The 15,884-nt window shown below is 30.5% G+C and carries 17 protein-coding genes; 11 read left to right on the plus strand and 6 right to left on the minus strand.

The window, feature by feature from the left end:
• Positions 1-4 precede the first annotated feature (4 nt).
• The 7 genes from WMO18_RS06040 (at position 5) to WMO18_RS06070 (ending at position 4,475) form a co-directional block, all read left to right on the plus strand.
• Entirely contained in the window at positions 5-718 is a 714-nt protein-coding gene (locus WMO18_RS06040) for a hypothetical protein (protein ID WP_329980025.1), read from the plus strand.
• Positions 705-1,553 carry a DUF2705 family protein gene (locus WMO18_RS06045; protein WP_022505191.1) on the plus strand — a complete coding sequence of 283 codons (849 nt, stop codon included), beginning with the start codon at positions 705-707 and terminating at the stop codon, positions 1,551-1,553. Before WMO18_RS06040 ends, WMO18_RS06045 begins: the two co-directional genes overlap by 14 nt.
• A 7-nt stretch (positions 1,554-1,560) precedes the next feature.
• Entirely contained in the window at positions 1,561-2,214 is a 654-nt protein-coding gene (locus tag WMO18_RS06050) for an ATP-binding cassette domain-containing protein (protein ID WP_022505190.1), read from the plus strand.
• Positions 2,207-2,767, plus strand: coding sequence for a DUF5028 domain-containing protein (locus WMO18_RS06055; protein ID WP_022505189.1), 561 nt, complete (start codon positions 2,207-2,209; stop codon positions 2,765-2,767). Before WMO18_RS06050 ends, WMO18_RS06055 begins: the two co-directional genes overlap by 8 nt.
• A gap of 137 nt (positions 2,768-2,904) precedes the next feature.
• Complete coding sequence (locus tag WMO18_RS06060) at positions 2,905-3,366, plus strand: hypothetical protein (RefSeq protein ID WP_022505188.1); 462 nt, start codon at positions 2,905-2,907, stop codon at positions 3,364-3,366.
• Positions 3,367-3,422: 56 nt separating this feature from the next.
• A complete protein-coding gene (locus WMO18_RS06065; RefSeq protein ID WP_022505187.1) occupies positions 3,423-3,866 on the plus strand; it encodes a cell wall hydrolase in 444 nt (147 codons plus the stop codon).
• 12 nt (positions 3,867-3,878) lie between these two features.
• The gene (locus tag WMO18_RS06070) at positions 3,879-4,475 is read left to right on the plus strand and encodes a hypothetical protein (protein WP_022505186.1); all 597 of its coding nucleotides are present in this window, start codon (positions 3,879-3,881) and stop codon (positions 4,473-4,475) included.
• On the opposite strand, the gene hemW is transcribed toward WMO18_RS06070, so the two are convergent.
• Positions 4,472-5,566: a radical SAM family heme chaperone HemW gene (gene hemW / locus WMO18_RS06075; RefSeq protein WP_022505185.1), complete on the minus strand. Its 1,095-nt coding sequence runs from the start codon at positions 5,564-5,566 to the stop codon at positions 4,472-4,474. The genes WMO18_RS06070 and hemW overlap by 4 nt on opposite strands.
• An 83-nt stretch (positions 5,567-5,649) precedes the next feature.
• Here hemW and WMO18_RS06080 point away from each other — a divergent pair, with 83 nt between their 5' ends.
• Positions 5,650-7,239: a peptide chain release factor 3 gene (locus tag WMO18_RS06080; RefSeq protein WP_022505184.1), complete on the plus strand. Its 1,590-nt coding sequence runs from the start codon at positions 5,650-5,652 to the stop codon at positions 7,237-7,239.
• 246 nt (positions 7,240-7,485) lie between these two features.
• On the opposite strand, the gene hcp is transcribed toward WMO18_RS06080, so the two are convergent.
• A complete protein-coding gene (gene hcp / locus WMO18_RS06085) occupies positions 7,486-9,123 on the minus strand; it encodes a hydroxylamine reductase (RefSeq protein WP_367286431.1) in 1,638 nt (545 codons plus the stop codon).
• Positions 9,124-9,238: 115 nt separating this feature from the next.
• Here hcp and WMO18_RS06090 point away from each other — a divergent pair, with 115 nt between their 5' ends.
• Positions 9,239-9,925: a Crp/Fnr family transcriptional regulator gene (locus WMO18_RS06090; protein ID WP_329980007.1), complete on the plus strand. Its 687-nt coding sequence runs from the start codon at positions 9,239-9,241 to the stop codon at positions 9,923-9,925.
• 125 nt (positions 9,926-10,050) lie between these two features.
• Entirely contained in the window at positions 10,051-11,283 is a 1,233-nt protein-coding gene (locus WMO18_RS06095; RefSeq protein ID WP_367286432.1) for a hypothetical protein, read from the plus strand.
• A 175-nt stretch (positions 11,284-11,458) separates the two neighbouring features.
• On the opposite strand, the gene WMO18_RS06100 is transcribed toward WMO18_RS06095, so the two are convergent.
• The 4 genes from WMO18_RS06100 to WMO18_RS06115 form a co-directional block, all read right to left on the minus strand.
• Positions 11,459-12,040 carry a carboxymuconolactone decarboxylase family protein gene (locus WMO18_RS06100; protein ID WP_348982033.1) on the minus strand — a complete coding sequence of 194 codons (582 nt, stop codon included), beginning with the start codon at positions 12,038-12,040 and terminating at the stop codon, positions 11,459-11,461.
• 9 nt (positions 12,041-12,049) lie between these two features.
• Complete coding sequence (locus WMO18_RS06105) at positions 12,050-12,523, minus strand: flavodoxin (protein WP_211148511.1); 474 nt, start codon at positions 12,521-12,523, stop codon at positions 12,050-12,052.
• Positions 12,524-12,967 (minus strand): cupin domain-containing protein, encoded by a 444-nt coding sequence (locus WMO18_RS06110; protein WP_211148512.1) that lies wholly within the window; start codon positions 12,965-12,967, stop codon positions 12,524-12,526. It abuts the gene before it with no gap.
• A gap of 90 nt (positions 12,968-13,057) precedes the next feature.
• Positions 13,058-13,939: a LysR family transcriptional regulator gene (locus WMO18_RS06115; RefSeq protein ID WP_211148513.1), complete on the minus strand. Its 882-nt coding sequence runs from the start codon at positions 13,937-13,939 to the stop codon at positions 13,058-13,060.
• Positions 13,940-14,241: 302 nt separating this feature from the next.
• Here WMO18_RS06115 and WMO18_RS06120 point away from each other — a divergent pair.
• On the plus strand, positions 14,242-15,884 hold a 1,643-nt coding region (locus tag WMO18_RS06120; RefSeq protein WP_367286433.1), incomplete at its 3' end, for a leucine-rich repeat domain-containing protein.

Consider the following 15,884-nt stretch of genomic DNA (forward strand, 5'->3'; position numbering starts at 1 on the left):
TTTTATGGGTGAAATTGAATATTATAAGTATATTGCCCAAGAGAATTTAACAGATGGAGCTGACCTAACTAGTTTATATGGTAGATGGTTTGGTATGAATACTGATGTGGAAACAATTGTTTTCTTTTATTTGTTCCCACTAATTGCAGTTTATCCTGCTGCTATGATTTATTTTGATGACAGAAAAAATGGTTATCTAAAGAATCTCTATACTCAGTGTAGTAAGATAAAGTGCCTAATAAGTAAGTATTTCGCTACATTTGTTTCAGGAGGTGTAGCAGTTACTACACCTCTTATACTTAGTGTTATGTTATCTGCTTTATATTCTCCGGCGAGAGTTCCTGATTCAATTATCAATACTACTATAAATGATTGTAGTTTATGGGCGAATTTATATTTTCAGCATCCATTAATTTATTTGATTGCTTATATTTTACTTGACTTTGTTTTTGGTGGTTTATTTGCATGTCTAGCAATGTCTTTAAGCAATGTATTAAGTCACAAATTTACTGTGTTTATGTCATCATTTATATTTGTAGCTGTACTTGATTTTATTTGTCATCAACTAGGTACTTTGGAGTTAGAACCTGACCTATTTCTTGTTCCTGCTCAACTTGCTAAACCTATTGGTTTTGAACTGTTGATTTTTATTTTTGTGTTGTTGTTCTTCTCTTTGTTTACTTTCATAATAGGAGGTTTGCGTAGTGAAACTTATTAAACTTTCTATATTTGATATTAAACGAGGATTTAGAGAAGAAAGAAGTAAATTTCTATTTACAATTTTTGTATGCATATCTATGTGTTTTTTGATGCATTATCAGTTACATAATTATTTAACGGTAAATCATATTAAAGGTGACTCAAGTCTTTCTTGGTTTGATTATCTGTTTTATAATCTAAAAGGTGATAAAGTATATAATTATCAAGACGGCGAGAGATTTATTATGCCTGCAAATTGGATTTGTTTTCAGGTTATTGTAGCACTTATTGTAGGATATTACCCTATACGTGATTTGTCCGGTTATGGTAAAAATACTTTAGTTCGTTCCCAAAGCAGAATATTATGGTTTACTTCCAAGATAATTCTGACAGTTATTTTAGTAGCTTTGTTTTATGTTGCTATTTATGGTACTACTCTTGTATTTGGTTTATTTGATAGTGGTAGTGTTTCTGCTAATCTAAATGTGGATGTTACTAACATTTTCTATCAAGTAAATATTTCTGATATTTATATGCCTACATTTGTAGTGTATATGTTAGTTGTTCCACTGTTAACTTCAATAACTATTAGTATAGTACAAGTTGTTCTTTCTTTTGTAGTTAACCCATTTATTTCATTGGTTTTAGTAATCGGTTATTTTACATTAGGAACTTATTATGATTCTCCATTTTTAATAGGTAACTTCTCTCAGATATTTAGGAGTAAGTTTTTTGATATAGAGAGTGGTCATACAATGGAAGAGGCTTTATTATATTTAGGAATTATCACTGTTGTTTTCCTTGTGTTTGGCTATATTTATTTTAGCAAGAAAGACATTTTAAACAAGAATTGAGGTTAATATGATATTACAAATTGAAAATTTAACAAAGAAAATCAAAGGTGTTACTGTACTTGATAATATTAATCTTACCCTTACGGGTGGCACTTGCTATGGTTTTGAAGGAAAGAACGGTTCAGGTAAAACTATGCTTATGAGAACTATCTGTGGACTTATTCGTCCTACAAGTGGTGTCGTTAAGTTTGACGATAAGGTACTTGGTAAAGATTATTCTTTCCCACCTAGTATAGGTGTTTTAATTGAAAATCCGGCTTTTATTCCGGAATATTCAGCTTTTAAAAATCTAAAGGTGTTGGCTTCAATCAATTCTAAGGTAACAGATGATGAGATTAAGGAAGTACTGGAGCAGGTTGGACTTGACCCAAATGAAAAGAAAATTTACAAAAAATTTTCTCTAGGTATGAAGCAGAAGTTAGGTATAGCTAATGCTGTTATGGGCAGTCCAAAGGTTGTTTTGCTTGATGAACCAATTAACGCTATTGATGAAAGTGGTGTTGAAAATGTACGAAAAATTATTGCAAAACTAAAGGAAAAGGGTTCAATAATTATTGTTGCTTGTCACGATAAAGAAGAACTTGAATTCCTTTCTGATGAAATTTATACAATCTTTGAAGGCAAGATTGTTGACCATAGGAGTCTTAACGAAAATGAGTAAGAAAAAAGTAATTGTACTTTCTGTTGTTCTTATATTGGCTATAGCATATATTTCAAGGGTTGCTTATGTAAATATTGTACAAGCACCTGTAAAAATAGTGCAGTATTCCATTGGTGATAAAATAAAACATTGCAACTATCAGTTGCAAGTTACTAACTATAAGATTCTTTATAAAGATGAATTTATAAAAAAATATGGAGAATTTAGTGATGATTCCTATGATGATGACGATTATGCATTCATACTTGTTAATATGAATTACAAAATGTTGTCAGATAAAAACTATAAAAATTATAAATTTTCACCATTTGATATTCAAGCACAATATAACGCTATTTCTTTAATACCTGATTTGGACTTATATTATGATGTAATGCCGGATGATTATGAAGTAGTTGAAAAAGTTGGTGATTCTACCACTGTTATTCTTCCTTATGCATTTGCAAAATCCAACCTAACTGAGGAACATTGGAAAAATTTTAAAAACTTAGATTTTAAGTTATCTCTAAACGATGCCGAGAATAAGAAAATTGAAATTAATCTAAAAAAATAATTCAATACTACTATAAAAGCTATCAATTATTTTGGTAGCTTTTTTCTTTATATAAAAGAAAAGTCCCATATTTGGGACAGTAGATGTGTTATAATGTAACTGTAAGAAGATATTACCTATATGAAAGGAGTATTTCTATGAGTAACAACGGTTTTAATAATGATTTCAATAATGACTTTATGAATTACCAAATTTGTAATTCTGATATTCATTCACCAACAGGTAAGTATAAGAAAAAGCATTTCAATTCACTTGGTAGCATTATTCTCCTAATTATCGGCATAATTCTTGCAGTGGCTTTGATTTTCGGTTATGAAAATTCTGTTAATGAAAGAAAAGCAAGAGATAATGAGTATTCACAGTTTTATAAATCTCATACTATTCCAACTACAACAACATATGATGACTATACTGTAAATGACAATTACAATTCATACAACAGTAATTATTCTTATGGTAGAAAAAATTCAAATTCATATAATGATGATGAATATAATGTAAAAAGTTATAGCGACTCTGATGATTTTTATGAAGACCATTATGATGACTTTGATGATTTTGAAGATGCTGATGACTACTATGAAGACCATATAGATTAAATTTGTGTCAAAATAAAAACCTCACCATATTATATAACGATTGGTGAGGTGATAGTATGGCTTTAGACACTAGAGAACTATTTGCTCGTATATTAAAGTGTGAAGCAGAATCCGAAGGGGAAAATGGTATGAAAGCCATAGCAACCCTAATTATGAACAGAGCAACAGTTCCTTACGGAGAATTTGCAAGAGTAAATGACGGTGGCAATGTTCGTAATATTTTAACACAATACCGACAATTCACCTGCTATCATGACAACATTAACGGTGCTTATAATCCTCAAAATGTTTATAATATGACCCCTGACCCTATACAATATGAAATAGCAGATTGGGCTTTAGCCGGTGGAAAACTTTCAACAGTAGGCAATAGCCTTTTCTACTTTAATCCATATAGTAATGCTTGTCCAACATATTTCCCCAGTAAGGTAGGCATATTATATACACGAATAGGGGAGCATTGCTTTTATGCACCAACTAACGCATATGCTGATACTTAATAGGAGGATTATATGGTTAATAGAAATATGATAGATTTAGGTCAAATCTATGGCTTGACAGGTAATAACGCTAATAGATATATGTATGCTAATACATCAGATGTCGTGAATATCCCATCCCTAGAGGATATTGCAAATGCACATCAAATGAATAGAAATCGAAGTATGAATACCGGTGTAAATGACAGTAATATTGTACCAAGTAGCAGTATCCAAACTGTAGCAACGCCAATGTCGGATTTAGATGAAATCAATTCAGGTAACAGAAATTCAAGCGAAACTGCAACAGGTTCATCAGTTCCAATTTCATCCCCAATGAGGGTTAATTTAACTACAGAAGAAAGTGCTCAACCAATAGAAGAACATAACCAACCTTTTCAGTCTTTACTAGTAGATGCTCAGAGTATTCAGTATCTAAATAGCTTTGCAAGAACTCAAATCGGAAGAATGGTTCAAGTTAATTTTATGATGGGTACAAATACAGTTCAGACACTAGAAGGTACACTTTTAGGTGTAGGTACTAACTTCCTTTTAATCAATGAACGAGGAACAAGAAATGTCACTGCTTGTGATTTCTACAATGTAAAGTACATTAGATTTTTCTACTAAATTAACTCACATATTATAGCATTAGATACAAGGTATCCCTTACGGTTTAGGGATACCTTTTCTTTATCAACAGTCAGCAGTCCTGCTTTTTCAAGGATTTTAGTTTTCTTAATAATTTCTTCAGGAAACTTTTTATTATACTTTTCTTCATATTCCTTAAAAATCAAACCTCTTTTAAGTCGTAAGTTAAGCATAATAAATTCTTCTTCAGTACCACCAATACAATCAAAATTAGTTTTATCATTATAAAATTCTTCAAAACTTCTGTTGTAGTAAAATCTTTCACCATTATAAAATGAATGTGCCGATGGACCAATACCAATATATTCTTCACATCTCCAGTATTTTGTGTTGTGCTTACTTTCAAAACCTTCTAAAGAATAATTAGAAATTTCATATTGATTGTATCCGATACTTTCAAGGTATTCACTAACATACATATACATTTCAGCCTGTTCATCATCACTAGGCATATTTAAACTGTCCTTAATTGTGTAGAACTTTGTACCTTCTTCTATCTTTAGAATATAAGCAGAAATATGCTTAACATTAAGGGACTTGCAAAAGTCCATAGAATATTTTAGTGACTCTTTAGTCTGAGTAGGTACACCAATAATAAGGTCTAGTGAAATATTATCAATACCTGACTTTTTAGCCTGATTAACAGTATTGATTACATCTTCCTGACTATGAGTTCTTCCAAGTAATTTCATTTCACTTTCTACTGCAGATTGCATACCGATTGATAATCTGTTTAACCCACATTCTTTAAGTACAGTAAAGTCAATTAATTCTTTGCTTGTAGGATTCATTTCCATAGTAATTTCTGCATTTTCATCAACAGTAAATTTATCATTAATTACATTTAGTATTTTAGCAATTCTTTCAGTACCTAATGTACTAGGTGTACCACCACCAAAATAAACAGTATCAAGCACAATATTGTCATTACAGTACTTATCAAATCTTTCAATTACTTTATCTACATACCTGTTCATTTCTTCATCATTCATCTTAATGCTGAAAAAGTCACAGTAGGGACATTTACTTTTGCAAAAAGGAATGTGAATATATAATCCGATTTTCTTCATAATTACCTCAAAAACATTGACTAATTCTATTAATAATAGTAAAATATACTTTTAGAGATATGTCAAGTATTATTGGAGGAAAAATGAGCGATTTATTTAACGAAATTGATAAAAGAAGAACCTTTGCAATCATTTCTCACCCTGACGCAGGTAAAACAACACTAACAGAGAAACTTTTGCTATACGGAGGAGCAATTAACCTTGCCGGTTCTGTAAAAGGTAAGAGAACAGCAAAACATGCTGTATCAGACTGGATGGAAATTGAAAAACAAAGAGGTATTTCTGTTACTTCTTCAGTTCTTCAGTTTAAATATAAAGGATATTGTATCAACATTTTGGATACACCCGGACACCAAGACTTCTCAGAAGATACTTATAGAACACTAATGGCTGCCGACTGTGCAGTAATGGTTATTGACGGTAGTAAGGGTGTAGAAAACCAAACAATCAAACTTTTCAAAGTTTGCGTTATGCGACATATTCCTATTATTACATTTATTAATAAAATGGATAGAGACTCTAAGAGTCCTTATGACCTACTTGAAGATATTGAAAATGTACTTGGTATCAACACTTGTCCTATTAACTGGCCTATTGGTTCAGGTAAAGAATTCAAAGGTGTTTATGAAAGAAACACTAAGAAAGTTATTGCCTTTACTGCTAATAACGGTCAAAAGGAAGTTGAAAAAGAAGAATTTACTCTTGATGACCCTGAACTTGATTCACACCTAGCATATGGTCAAAAAGAAACTTTACTTGAAGATGTAGAACTTCTTGATGGTGCAGGTGATGAATTTGATATTGATGCAGTTCGTAAAGGTGAACTTACACCTGTATTCTTCGGTTCAGCTTTAACTAACTTTGGTGTTGAACCATTCCTAGAAGAATTTTTAAATCTAACTACACCACCACTTGCAAGAGAATCTGATGACGGTATTATTGAACCTAAAAGTGATGAATTCTCAGCATTTGTATTTAAAATTCAGGCTAATATGAACAAGAACCATAGAGACAGAATTGCCTTTATGCGTATTTGTTCAGGTAAGTTTGAGAAGAATATGGAAGTATTCCATATGCAAGGCAACAAGAAAATTAAACTTTCTCAGCCACAACAGATTATGGCTCAAGAAAGAGAAATTGTTGATGAAGCCTATGCCGGTGATATTATCGGTGTATTTGATCCGGGTATTTTCTCAATCGGTGATACTGTTTGTACACCATCACATAAGTTTAAGTTTAAGGGTATTCCTACCTTTGCACCTGAACATTTCTGTTTAGTTAGACAGAAAGATACAATGAAGAGAAAGCAGTTCATTAAGGGTACAAATCAGATTGCACAGGAAGGTGCAATTCAGATTTTCCAAGAACTTGATGCCGGTATGGAAGAAGTAATTGTTGGTGTTGTTGGTGTACTTCAGTTTGATGTTCTAAAGTACAGACTAAACAATGAATACAATGTAGAAATTATTATGGAGAACCTACCTTATCAGTTTATCCGTTGGATTAAGAACGACAGTGAAGTTGATGTAAAGGCCCTTGACTTAGCATCAGACACTAAGAGAATTCAAGATTTAAAAGGTAATCACTTACTTCTATTTACATCTTATTGGTCAATTGATTGGGCATTAGAACATAATAAAGGCCTTGAACTTCAAGAATTTGGTAATGTATAATTAAAAATTTAGCACAACCTTTTATAAGGTTGTGCTTTTTTGTAGCTTATTTAAGAATAATATCAATCAACTTTGTCAAATATTCGGTTAATTTTACCACAAGTAATGATTTTCTATACATTGTATGGTATTTTATTAACAGAGAAAAGAACATTATTTTAATTAATTTATGGCACAAATGATATTATATATATGGACTGGGGTTGTAGTAATTTTACTGCAACCCTAGTTCTTTTTTCTTATAAATTATTTCCCAAAAAATAATTCAATATCATCTTCAACTGTACCAATACCTGAAATTCCAAAGTTATCAACAAAAACCTTTGCTACATTTTCAGATAGAAAAGCCGGTAGTGTAGGACCAAGATGAATATTTTTTACACCTAAGTATAATAATGCTAGTAGTACAATAACAGCCTTCTGTTCATACCAAGAGATATTGTAAATAATAGGTAGCTGATTAATGTCATCAAGTCCAAACACTTCTTTTAATTTTAGAGCAATAACTGCAAGTGAATATGAGTCATTACATTGACCGGCATCAAGTACCCTAGGAATACCGTTAATATCACCTAGATTTAGCTTGTTGTACTTGTATTTTGCACAACCGGCAGTAAGAATAACTGTATCCTTAGGTAAAGCCTGTGCAAAGTCTGTGTAGTAGTTTCTTGATTTTGCTCTACCGTCACAACCTGCCATAACAACAAACTTCTTAATATCACCACTTTTAACTGCATCAACAATTTTATCAGCAAGTGAAAGTACCTGATTGTGTGCAAAGCCACCAATAATTTCACCTTGTTCAATTTCTGTAGGTGGTGGACATTTTTTAGCTAGTTCAATAATTTCAGAAAAGTCTTTTTCTTCACCAATGCCACCATCAATGTGCTTAACACCCGGATAACCTGTAGCACCTGTAGTGAATAGTCTGTCAATATAACTTTTCTTAGGTGGCACAATACAGTTAGTAGTCATTAGGATAGGACCATTGAAACTTTCAAATTCTTCTTTCTGTTTCCACCAAGCATTACCGTAGTTACCTACAAAGTGAGAATACTTTTTAAAGTGTGGATAGTAGTGTGCAGGTAGCATTTCTGAATGTGTGTAAATGTCAATTCCGGAATTTTCACTTTGCTTTAGTAGCATTTCAAGATCTTTTAAATCGTGACCTGATACAAGAATACCGGGACGATTTCTAACACCGATATTAACCTTAGTAATCTCAGGATTACCATAAGTTGATGTGTTAGCCTTGTCAAGCATAGCCATACCGTCAACACCGTATTTACCTGTTTCAAGTGTAAGATTGATTAATTCTTCAACTGATAAACTGTCATCAAGTGTCTTAGCTAATGCACTTTGTAAAAAACCATCAACTTCTTCATTGTCATTCATTAGCACATTAGCATGTTTACTGTAAGCAGAAAGTCCCTTTAAACCATATGTGATTAACTCTCTTAAACTTCTAACATCTTCATTCTTAGTAGAAAGTACACCAACAGTTTTACCTTTATTTTTATATTCATCTTTGTTGCCATTCCAAAACACTTCTTTAGGTAAAGACTCTTTATCTCCAACCTTAGAAAGTAATTCTTCCTTAACCTTTAAGGTTTCTGTAACTCTATCTTCAATTACCTTTTTGTCAAAATTTGCATTGGTAATTGTTGTAAATAGGTTAAGTGTAATAAGGTGATTAATTTCCTTATCAATAACCTTATTTTCTTTTCTTAACTGTGTAGTAACAGTAGAAAGTAGCTTACTTACATATACCAACAAGTCTTGCATAACTGCTGTGTCAGGTGTTTTACCACATACACCACTTAGAGTACAACCACTACAGTTAGCAGTCTCTTGACATTGATAACAAAACATTTTATTTTCCATTATATATACCTCCAAAATTTCAAAGTACCTTGACTTTGTGAGGTTAGTATAATATATTTTCAATTATAATTATGTTGTTTCTACAACAAAATCTAAAAAGGATGAATTTACTATTTTGAAATTACAAGAAAAACTTTTAAACCAAGAGAATATAAAAGTTCTAGAAAATTCATTATTGTTTAATAATATTTCTGTTAAAGAATTAAATAACTTATTGCATTGCTTAAAACCAACTATAAAAGAATATAATAAAGGTGAATATATCTTTAACACAGGACAAAGTGTAAACACAATAGGACTTGTACTTGATGGAAATATAATAATAGAAAATAATGATGTGTGGGGTAATAGAAACATAATTGATACTGTAACAGTAGGGGAGATTTTCGGAGAAAATTATGCTTGTATTATGAATGAACCTATTTTAGTTGATGTAGTGTCAGTAAAAAATTCAAAAGTAGTATTCTTTGAAATTAACAAAATTCTTAATTTATGCAGTAATGTGTGTACTTATCATAATAGTATAATCAAAAATTTACTTACAATCTCATCAGTAAAGTGCCTTAACTTGTCCAAGAAAATTTTAATAACAACACCTAAAACTATCAGAGAAAAATTGTTGTCATACCTATCCTATGTGTCAAAATCAATGAATTCAACTACATTTGATATTCCTTATAATCGTCAAGAATTAGCCGATTATCTTAATGTGGATAGAAGTGCCTTGTCCTATGAAATCAGTAAAATGCAAAAAGAAAACTTCTTCATCAATACCAAAAATCATTTTCAGCTACTAATTTAAGTAATCATAAAATAATATTAAAAATCACTAAAAATATTGAATTATCATCACTAATATAGTATAATTTACTATATAACATAGAGTTGTGTCAATTTAATGATTTAATAATTGAGGTGATTTTGATTATGGAAAAGAAAGTAACTTTTTTATTTGGTTCTGGTGCAGATACAGATGCTTGTAAAAAACTAAAATCAGGCGCTACTTTTGCAGCAGATATAATTTCAAATAAATATAACAGTATAATCGAAAGCTTATTAGGTGAAAAATTAGGTAACTTTAAATTAATATATCCATCAAGTAAAAAAATATATATTGAGACTATTCTATCCAATGAGGAAAAGTCTATAGAACTTTTTGGAGAAGAACTAGTGGATAAAATAAAAAAATATTCCAATAGAAGTAGCTCTGAAAAGTATGAAAATGAAAAGAAAGATATTAATAAAAAATGTTCTCAATGGTATAAACTGTTAACCCAAGGCGCTAAACAGTGTACAAATGACCTAAAAATTAAGAAGTTCTTTTTAGAAAATGCTGTTTTATTTTCATCATTAGATGAAAAGTTCAATTCACTTAGGAACTTTGAATTGGATGCAAATGCAAAAAGAGTAATAAATACATATTATACTGTGTATATTAGTATGTTTGAAAAGCTATATGATTTAGAGAATTTTGATTGGAATTTTGAAAGTATATTTAATACTTTAAGAGAAGATCGTGTTCTAAACATTTCTCATAGTTGTTATTACAAGACAATTAGAAATCTTAATTGTAATGTTGTTACAACTAATTATACTTCTTTAGCTGAAGTTCTTTCAAACAAAAAAACTGTATATTTACATGGTAAATTAAATTGGTTTGAGGATATTAAAGGATTAAGTGTTTATGATTGTAAAGATAAAAAGCAAAGAGAAATACTTTTAAAATTAACAGAAAAGAACAAAAATTCGATCATTCCATTTATTTTTATTCCTAGTGGGATAAAACCGATAATTTGTAAAAAACAAATTGTAGAATTTTATGATTTTGTTACTTATCTAGAAAAAAGTAATTTACTTTGTACTATTGGATATAAATTTAATAGTGAAGATAATCATATTAATTCTATTATTATTGATTGGCTTAATGCAGATTCAAATAATAAATTAGTGTTTTTCAATTTCAATGATGAAGTAGATTTAAAAAAATATTCATGGATTAACTATGATGTGTATGACTTGCGAGATATATCAATTCATTCTTTTGAAAATATGTTAAATAGTAATCATAGAATAATTAATATACCTATAGATGAAGATAATTCAAGAATTGCATTCAGTACCTTTACAGAACTTATAAAAGACCCAAACAGAATATTCTGATTTTATAAACAACAAAGCCTTTTATAGTAGTTATCATGCTACTATAAGAGGCTTTTCTTTCTAAATTATTAATAATTATTCACAAGCTTTATTAATGCAGTTAATTGCATTCAGGCTTCTAGGGTAACCAATGTATGGAACACATTGTAAAACAACTTTAATCAAGAATTCTTTGTCATTGCCCATATTCCATATTACCCTTTGAATGGGCAATAAGCTGTGGTTCACAACCACCTTGAGCAGATAAGAAACAGAAAGTAATCATTTCTCTTTCAGCTAGAGCAAGTCCTTTTCTTGTGTAGTAGTCACCAAAGCAGTTATCAGCTAACCACTTGTTAATAGTACCTGCTTTCCAAGCTTCTTTCATATGTTCACCAAAGATAGTAGCTTGAGCCTCAATACCTTTTTCAAGTCTGTCTTCAAGTGTAGTTGTACACTGACTTTCAAGTGGCATTTCAATATTTCTTTCATTAAATACTTCATTAGTAATGTTTAGAAAATTAAGAGTTCTGCCATAACCAAGATAATCGGTAGCTTGATATACAACTTCCTTAATTACAATAGGACTAACTTTGTCATCAAGTGCTTTACCCAGCATTTCTCTGTAAGCATCAGTACCTTGACAACCAATAAGTGTTGCAAGAATTGCCATATATCTAGTCTTAGTGTCTAGACTTTCATCAGCATTTACAACTTCATCAAATGCAAAATGATTGAATCTTTCAATATATTCAGGGTCAGTAATCTTTAAGTTCAAATTATCACCTTATAAACTTTCTACCCAATTTTTGATTTCATCATCAGAAATATTGTTCATCATTCTGCCCTTATCCCATTTTGTACTACTGTCACATAGAGGCTTTAGTACATCAACAGTTCTGCCAAGACCACTACTACCGGAAGTAGCAAATGGAATTACTTTCTTGTTTGAGAAGTCATAACTTTCTAAGAAAGTATCAATAATGTTAGGAGCAACATACCACCAAATAGGGAAGCCAACAAAAACTTCATCATACTGTTCCATATTTTCAACTGTAGAATTAATTTCAGGTCTAAAGTCAGGATGGTCCTTTTCATAAGTAGTTCTACTTTTCTTATCCATCCAGTCTAGGTCCTTATTTGTATATTTTTCAGTAGGTTCAATTTCAAATAAATCAGCATTTGCAATATTAGCAAGTCTTTCTGCAACGTTTTTTGTAACACCACTTGCTGAAAAATAAGCTACTAATTTTTTACTCATTTATTTTTCCTCCAATTTGTTGTATTCTTCCTCACTAACTTTTTCACACCACTCATTAGAAGTTTCTTCACCGGGAACTTCTAATGCAATATGTGAGAACCAGCTGTCTTTCTTTGCACCATGCCAATGTTTAACTTCAGGTGGAATTGTAATAACAGAACCTTCCTTTAGTTCAACTGCATCTTTGCCTTCTTCCTGATACCAACCTTCACCTGCAGTACAGATTAGTAGTTGTCCACCACCGGTTTTTGCGTGATGAATATGCCAGTTGTTTCTACAACCCGGTTCAAATGTTACATTAGCTAGGAATACTGCTGTATCCTTAGGATTAGTTAATGGATTTAAAAATGAATTACCAACAAAATACTTTGCAAAAGCATCGTTAGGATTACCTGTGCCAAATTTATTGGCTTTGTCAAATTCTTCCTTATCTAAATACTTCATTTACTTTTCCTCCTTAACTGATAAATAACTTATTTATTATTCCTTATTTACATTATATATCTTTAATCTTATAATGTCTAATACTTAAAATTAATCGTCAGTTATGCCTTTTAGGTATTGCTCTATAAACTCAATAAATGTTGATGTTGCAGTAGAAAATATACAGTCTTTCTTCCAAATAAGTACAGTTTCACTTTCAATTCTAGGACTGAATGGAACAAATTTTAACCCATCATATTTACAGTTAAGTTTAATTCCCACAACACAGCTTTCTGTACTTTTGCCCATCATAGCTTGATTATACATTAGGTTGCCTTTACCAACAATCATATTACCATTGTTTTTACCTAGCCAACTGTTAACCTTTTGTTGCATAAACTTGTTCATAGAAACTATCATTGGAACACTTTTTAAGTTCTTAGGTTCAACAAATTCTTTGTTAGCTAACTCACATTCTTCACAAGTGTAAACACCCCAAAGTTCTTTAATAGGCATAGCAACATAGTTATATTTGTCAATATCAATAGGAGTTTGTACAAGACCAATGTCAAGAAGTCCACTTTCAATTCTGTCAAAAACACTGTATCCGTTGCCACTGTGTAAGTCAAATTGTACCAAAGGATATTTCTTTCTAAATTCAGCAATAATATTACCTAAAATTTTAGAAGATAAAAATTCCCCACAACCAATATTTATTACACCCTCAAGTACTTTTTCATTGTAAGAAAGTTCTTTAACTGTCTTGTCGGCTAAAGACAAAATTTCCTGTGCTCTCCTTTTAAGAATTAATCCATCCTCAGTTAAAGAAATGCTGTGATTGTTTCTAATAAATAACTTTGTGCCAAGTTCCTTTTCAAGTTGAGCAATTTGTCTTGATAGGGTAGGTTGAGTTATATGTAGTAGCTGACTTGCCTTAGTAAAATTTTTTTCATTAGCAATAACTAAAAAATAATTCAAAACTCTTAGTTCCATATTTATCACCAAATTCATTATATCATATTGATAAATAATAAGAAAGACAGTATAAAAACAAACAAATAAATATATATCTTTAATTCAATTCTTTATTCTTATGTTAATAATTTGACAGAAAGATATAATTGTAAAGTATATATCTGTAAAAAGATGTGCAAATAGTAGAATTATTAACAAAGTTCACAAACATTCTAATTTGTTCATATTTTATTAACAAAATAACGATATAATTTATTGGTAATTATTATAATATGAAAATATTTATAACTACATTCTATAGTTATAAAAGGAGAGAGAACATGAAAAAAGTATTATCCATTATGCTCATCATTCTTGTTGTTTTCTCATCAATGCCTATGACGGTATTCGGTGCAGGAAATCAAGATAATAGTAATGATGAATTTACTTATGCTTTGTCTGAGGATAACGCAATAATCACTAGTTATAACGGCAGTGATTTGTTTGTGGATATTCCTTCTGAAATTGACGGACACAGTGTAACAGAAATTTCATCTACTACATTCAAGAATGATAACAGTATTGTAGGTATTGAAATACCTAATGGTGTTACAACCATAGGTCAAGGTGCTTTTAAAAATTGTTTAAAAGCTCAGTATATCAGCCTACCTGCAACACTAAAGAATATTGACACAAACACTTTAACATCTAATGATGATTGTGTTTATATTGTTGAAAGAAATTCTGATGCTGAAAAGTTTGTAACAGAAAATGATATGAACTATAAGAAGAGATTTGCTTCAGATAAAGTGTCAGAGTCCGGACAAGACGATAACATAAGTTACAGATACAACAATCTCACAAGTTCACTTTATGTATACGGTGAAGGTGAAATTAAGAATTATAATTCTGATAACCAGCCTTGGAAAAATTATAAATCAACAGCTAAGTCAATAAAATTATTTGATGGTATTACTTCTATCGGTAACTATGCTTTTTATAATTTTACAAGTGTTACACCGGAAGTTACCATTCCAAGTTCAGTTGAAAAAATCAACTACGAATCATTTTCTAATTGTACATCATTAAAGAAAATTACAATTCCTGATAATGTAAAAACAATAGAAAATTGTGCTTTTGAAAATTGTTCAGCTGTAACAGAAATTGAACTAGGTAAAGGTTTAACCCAACTAGGTACATCAAATGGTTATTACTATAATCCATTCTATAATACAAGTAGTGTAAAGAAGATTACATTTAATAGTGAAAAAGTACCTACTACTCCATGTGCAGATACTTTTGAATATATGAACAACCTAGAAACTGTTTATGTTCCTGCTAAATCATATAGCCAATATGTAGAAAGATTTTCTTCTTACATTAATAATGCTAAGTTTGTTTTATTAAATGATGATACTGATTTTATTATTGAAGATGGTGTACTTAAGTTATATCAAGGTAATGATGCAAATATTGTTATTCCAAGTGATGTAACAGAAATTGGCTCATCAGCATTTAGAAATAATACTTCTATCAAAACTGTGGAACTAAACAGTAATGTTGAAAAGATTTCAGATTGTGCATTTATGGGTTGTACAAGCCTAAAATCTGTTGCATTAAATAATAAACTAACAACAATTTCTTATTCATCTTTTAATAGTTGTTCTGCATTAAAAGAAATTACAATTCCTAATTCAGTAGAAACAATAGGCGATTATGCTTTTTATAAATGTACTTCATTATCAAATGAATTAATAATTCCATCATCAGTTACTTCTATCGGTAACTATGCTTTTGCAGAGAACAACAAAATCCCTTCTGTTGATATTAAGGGAAATCCTAACGGCACAACTATCGGTAATTATTCTTTCCAAAATGTAAGTAATGCATCTTCTCTTAATTTAGGAAATGTAACATCAATAGGTACAAATGCATTTAATAATTGTGCTTCATTAAGTGGTAAGTTAACTATTCCGGACAGTGT

Source organism: Ruminococcoides intestinihominis (genome assembly GCF_040096285.1).
GTDB lineage: Bacteria > Bacillota > Clostridia > Oscillospirales > Acutalibacteraceae > Ruminococcoides > Ruminococcoides intestinihominis.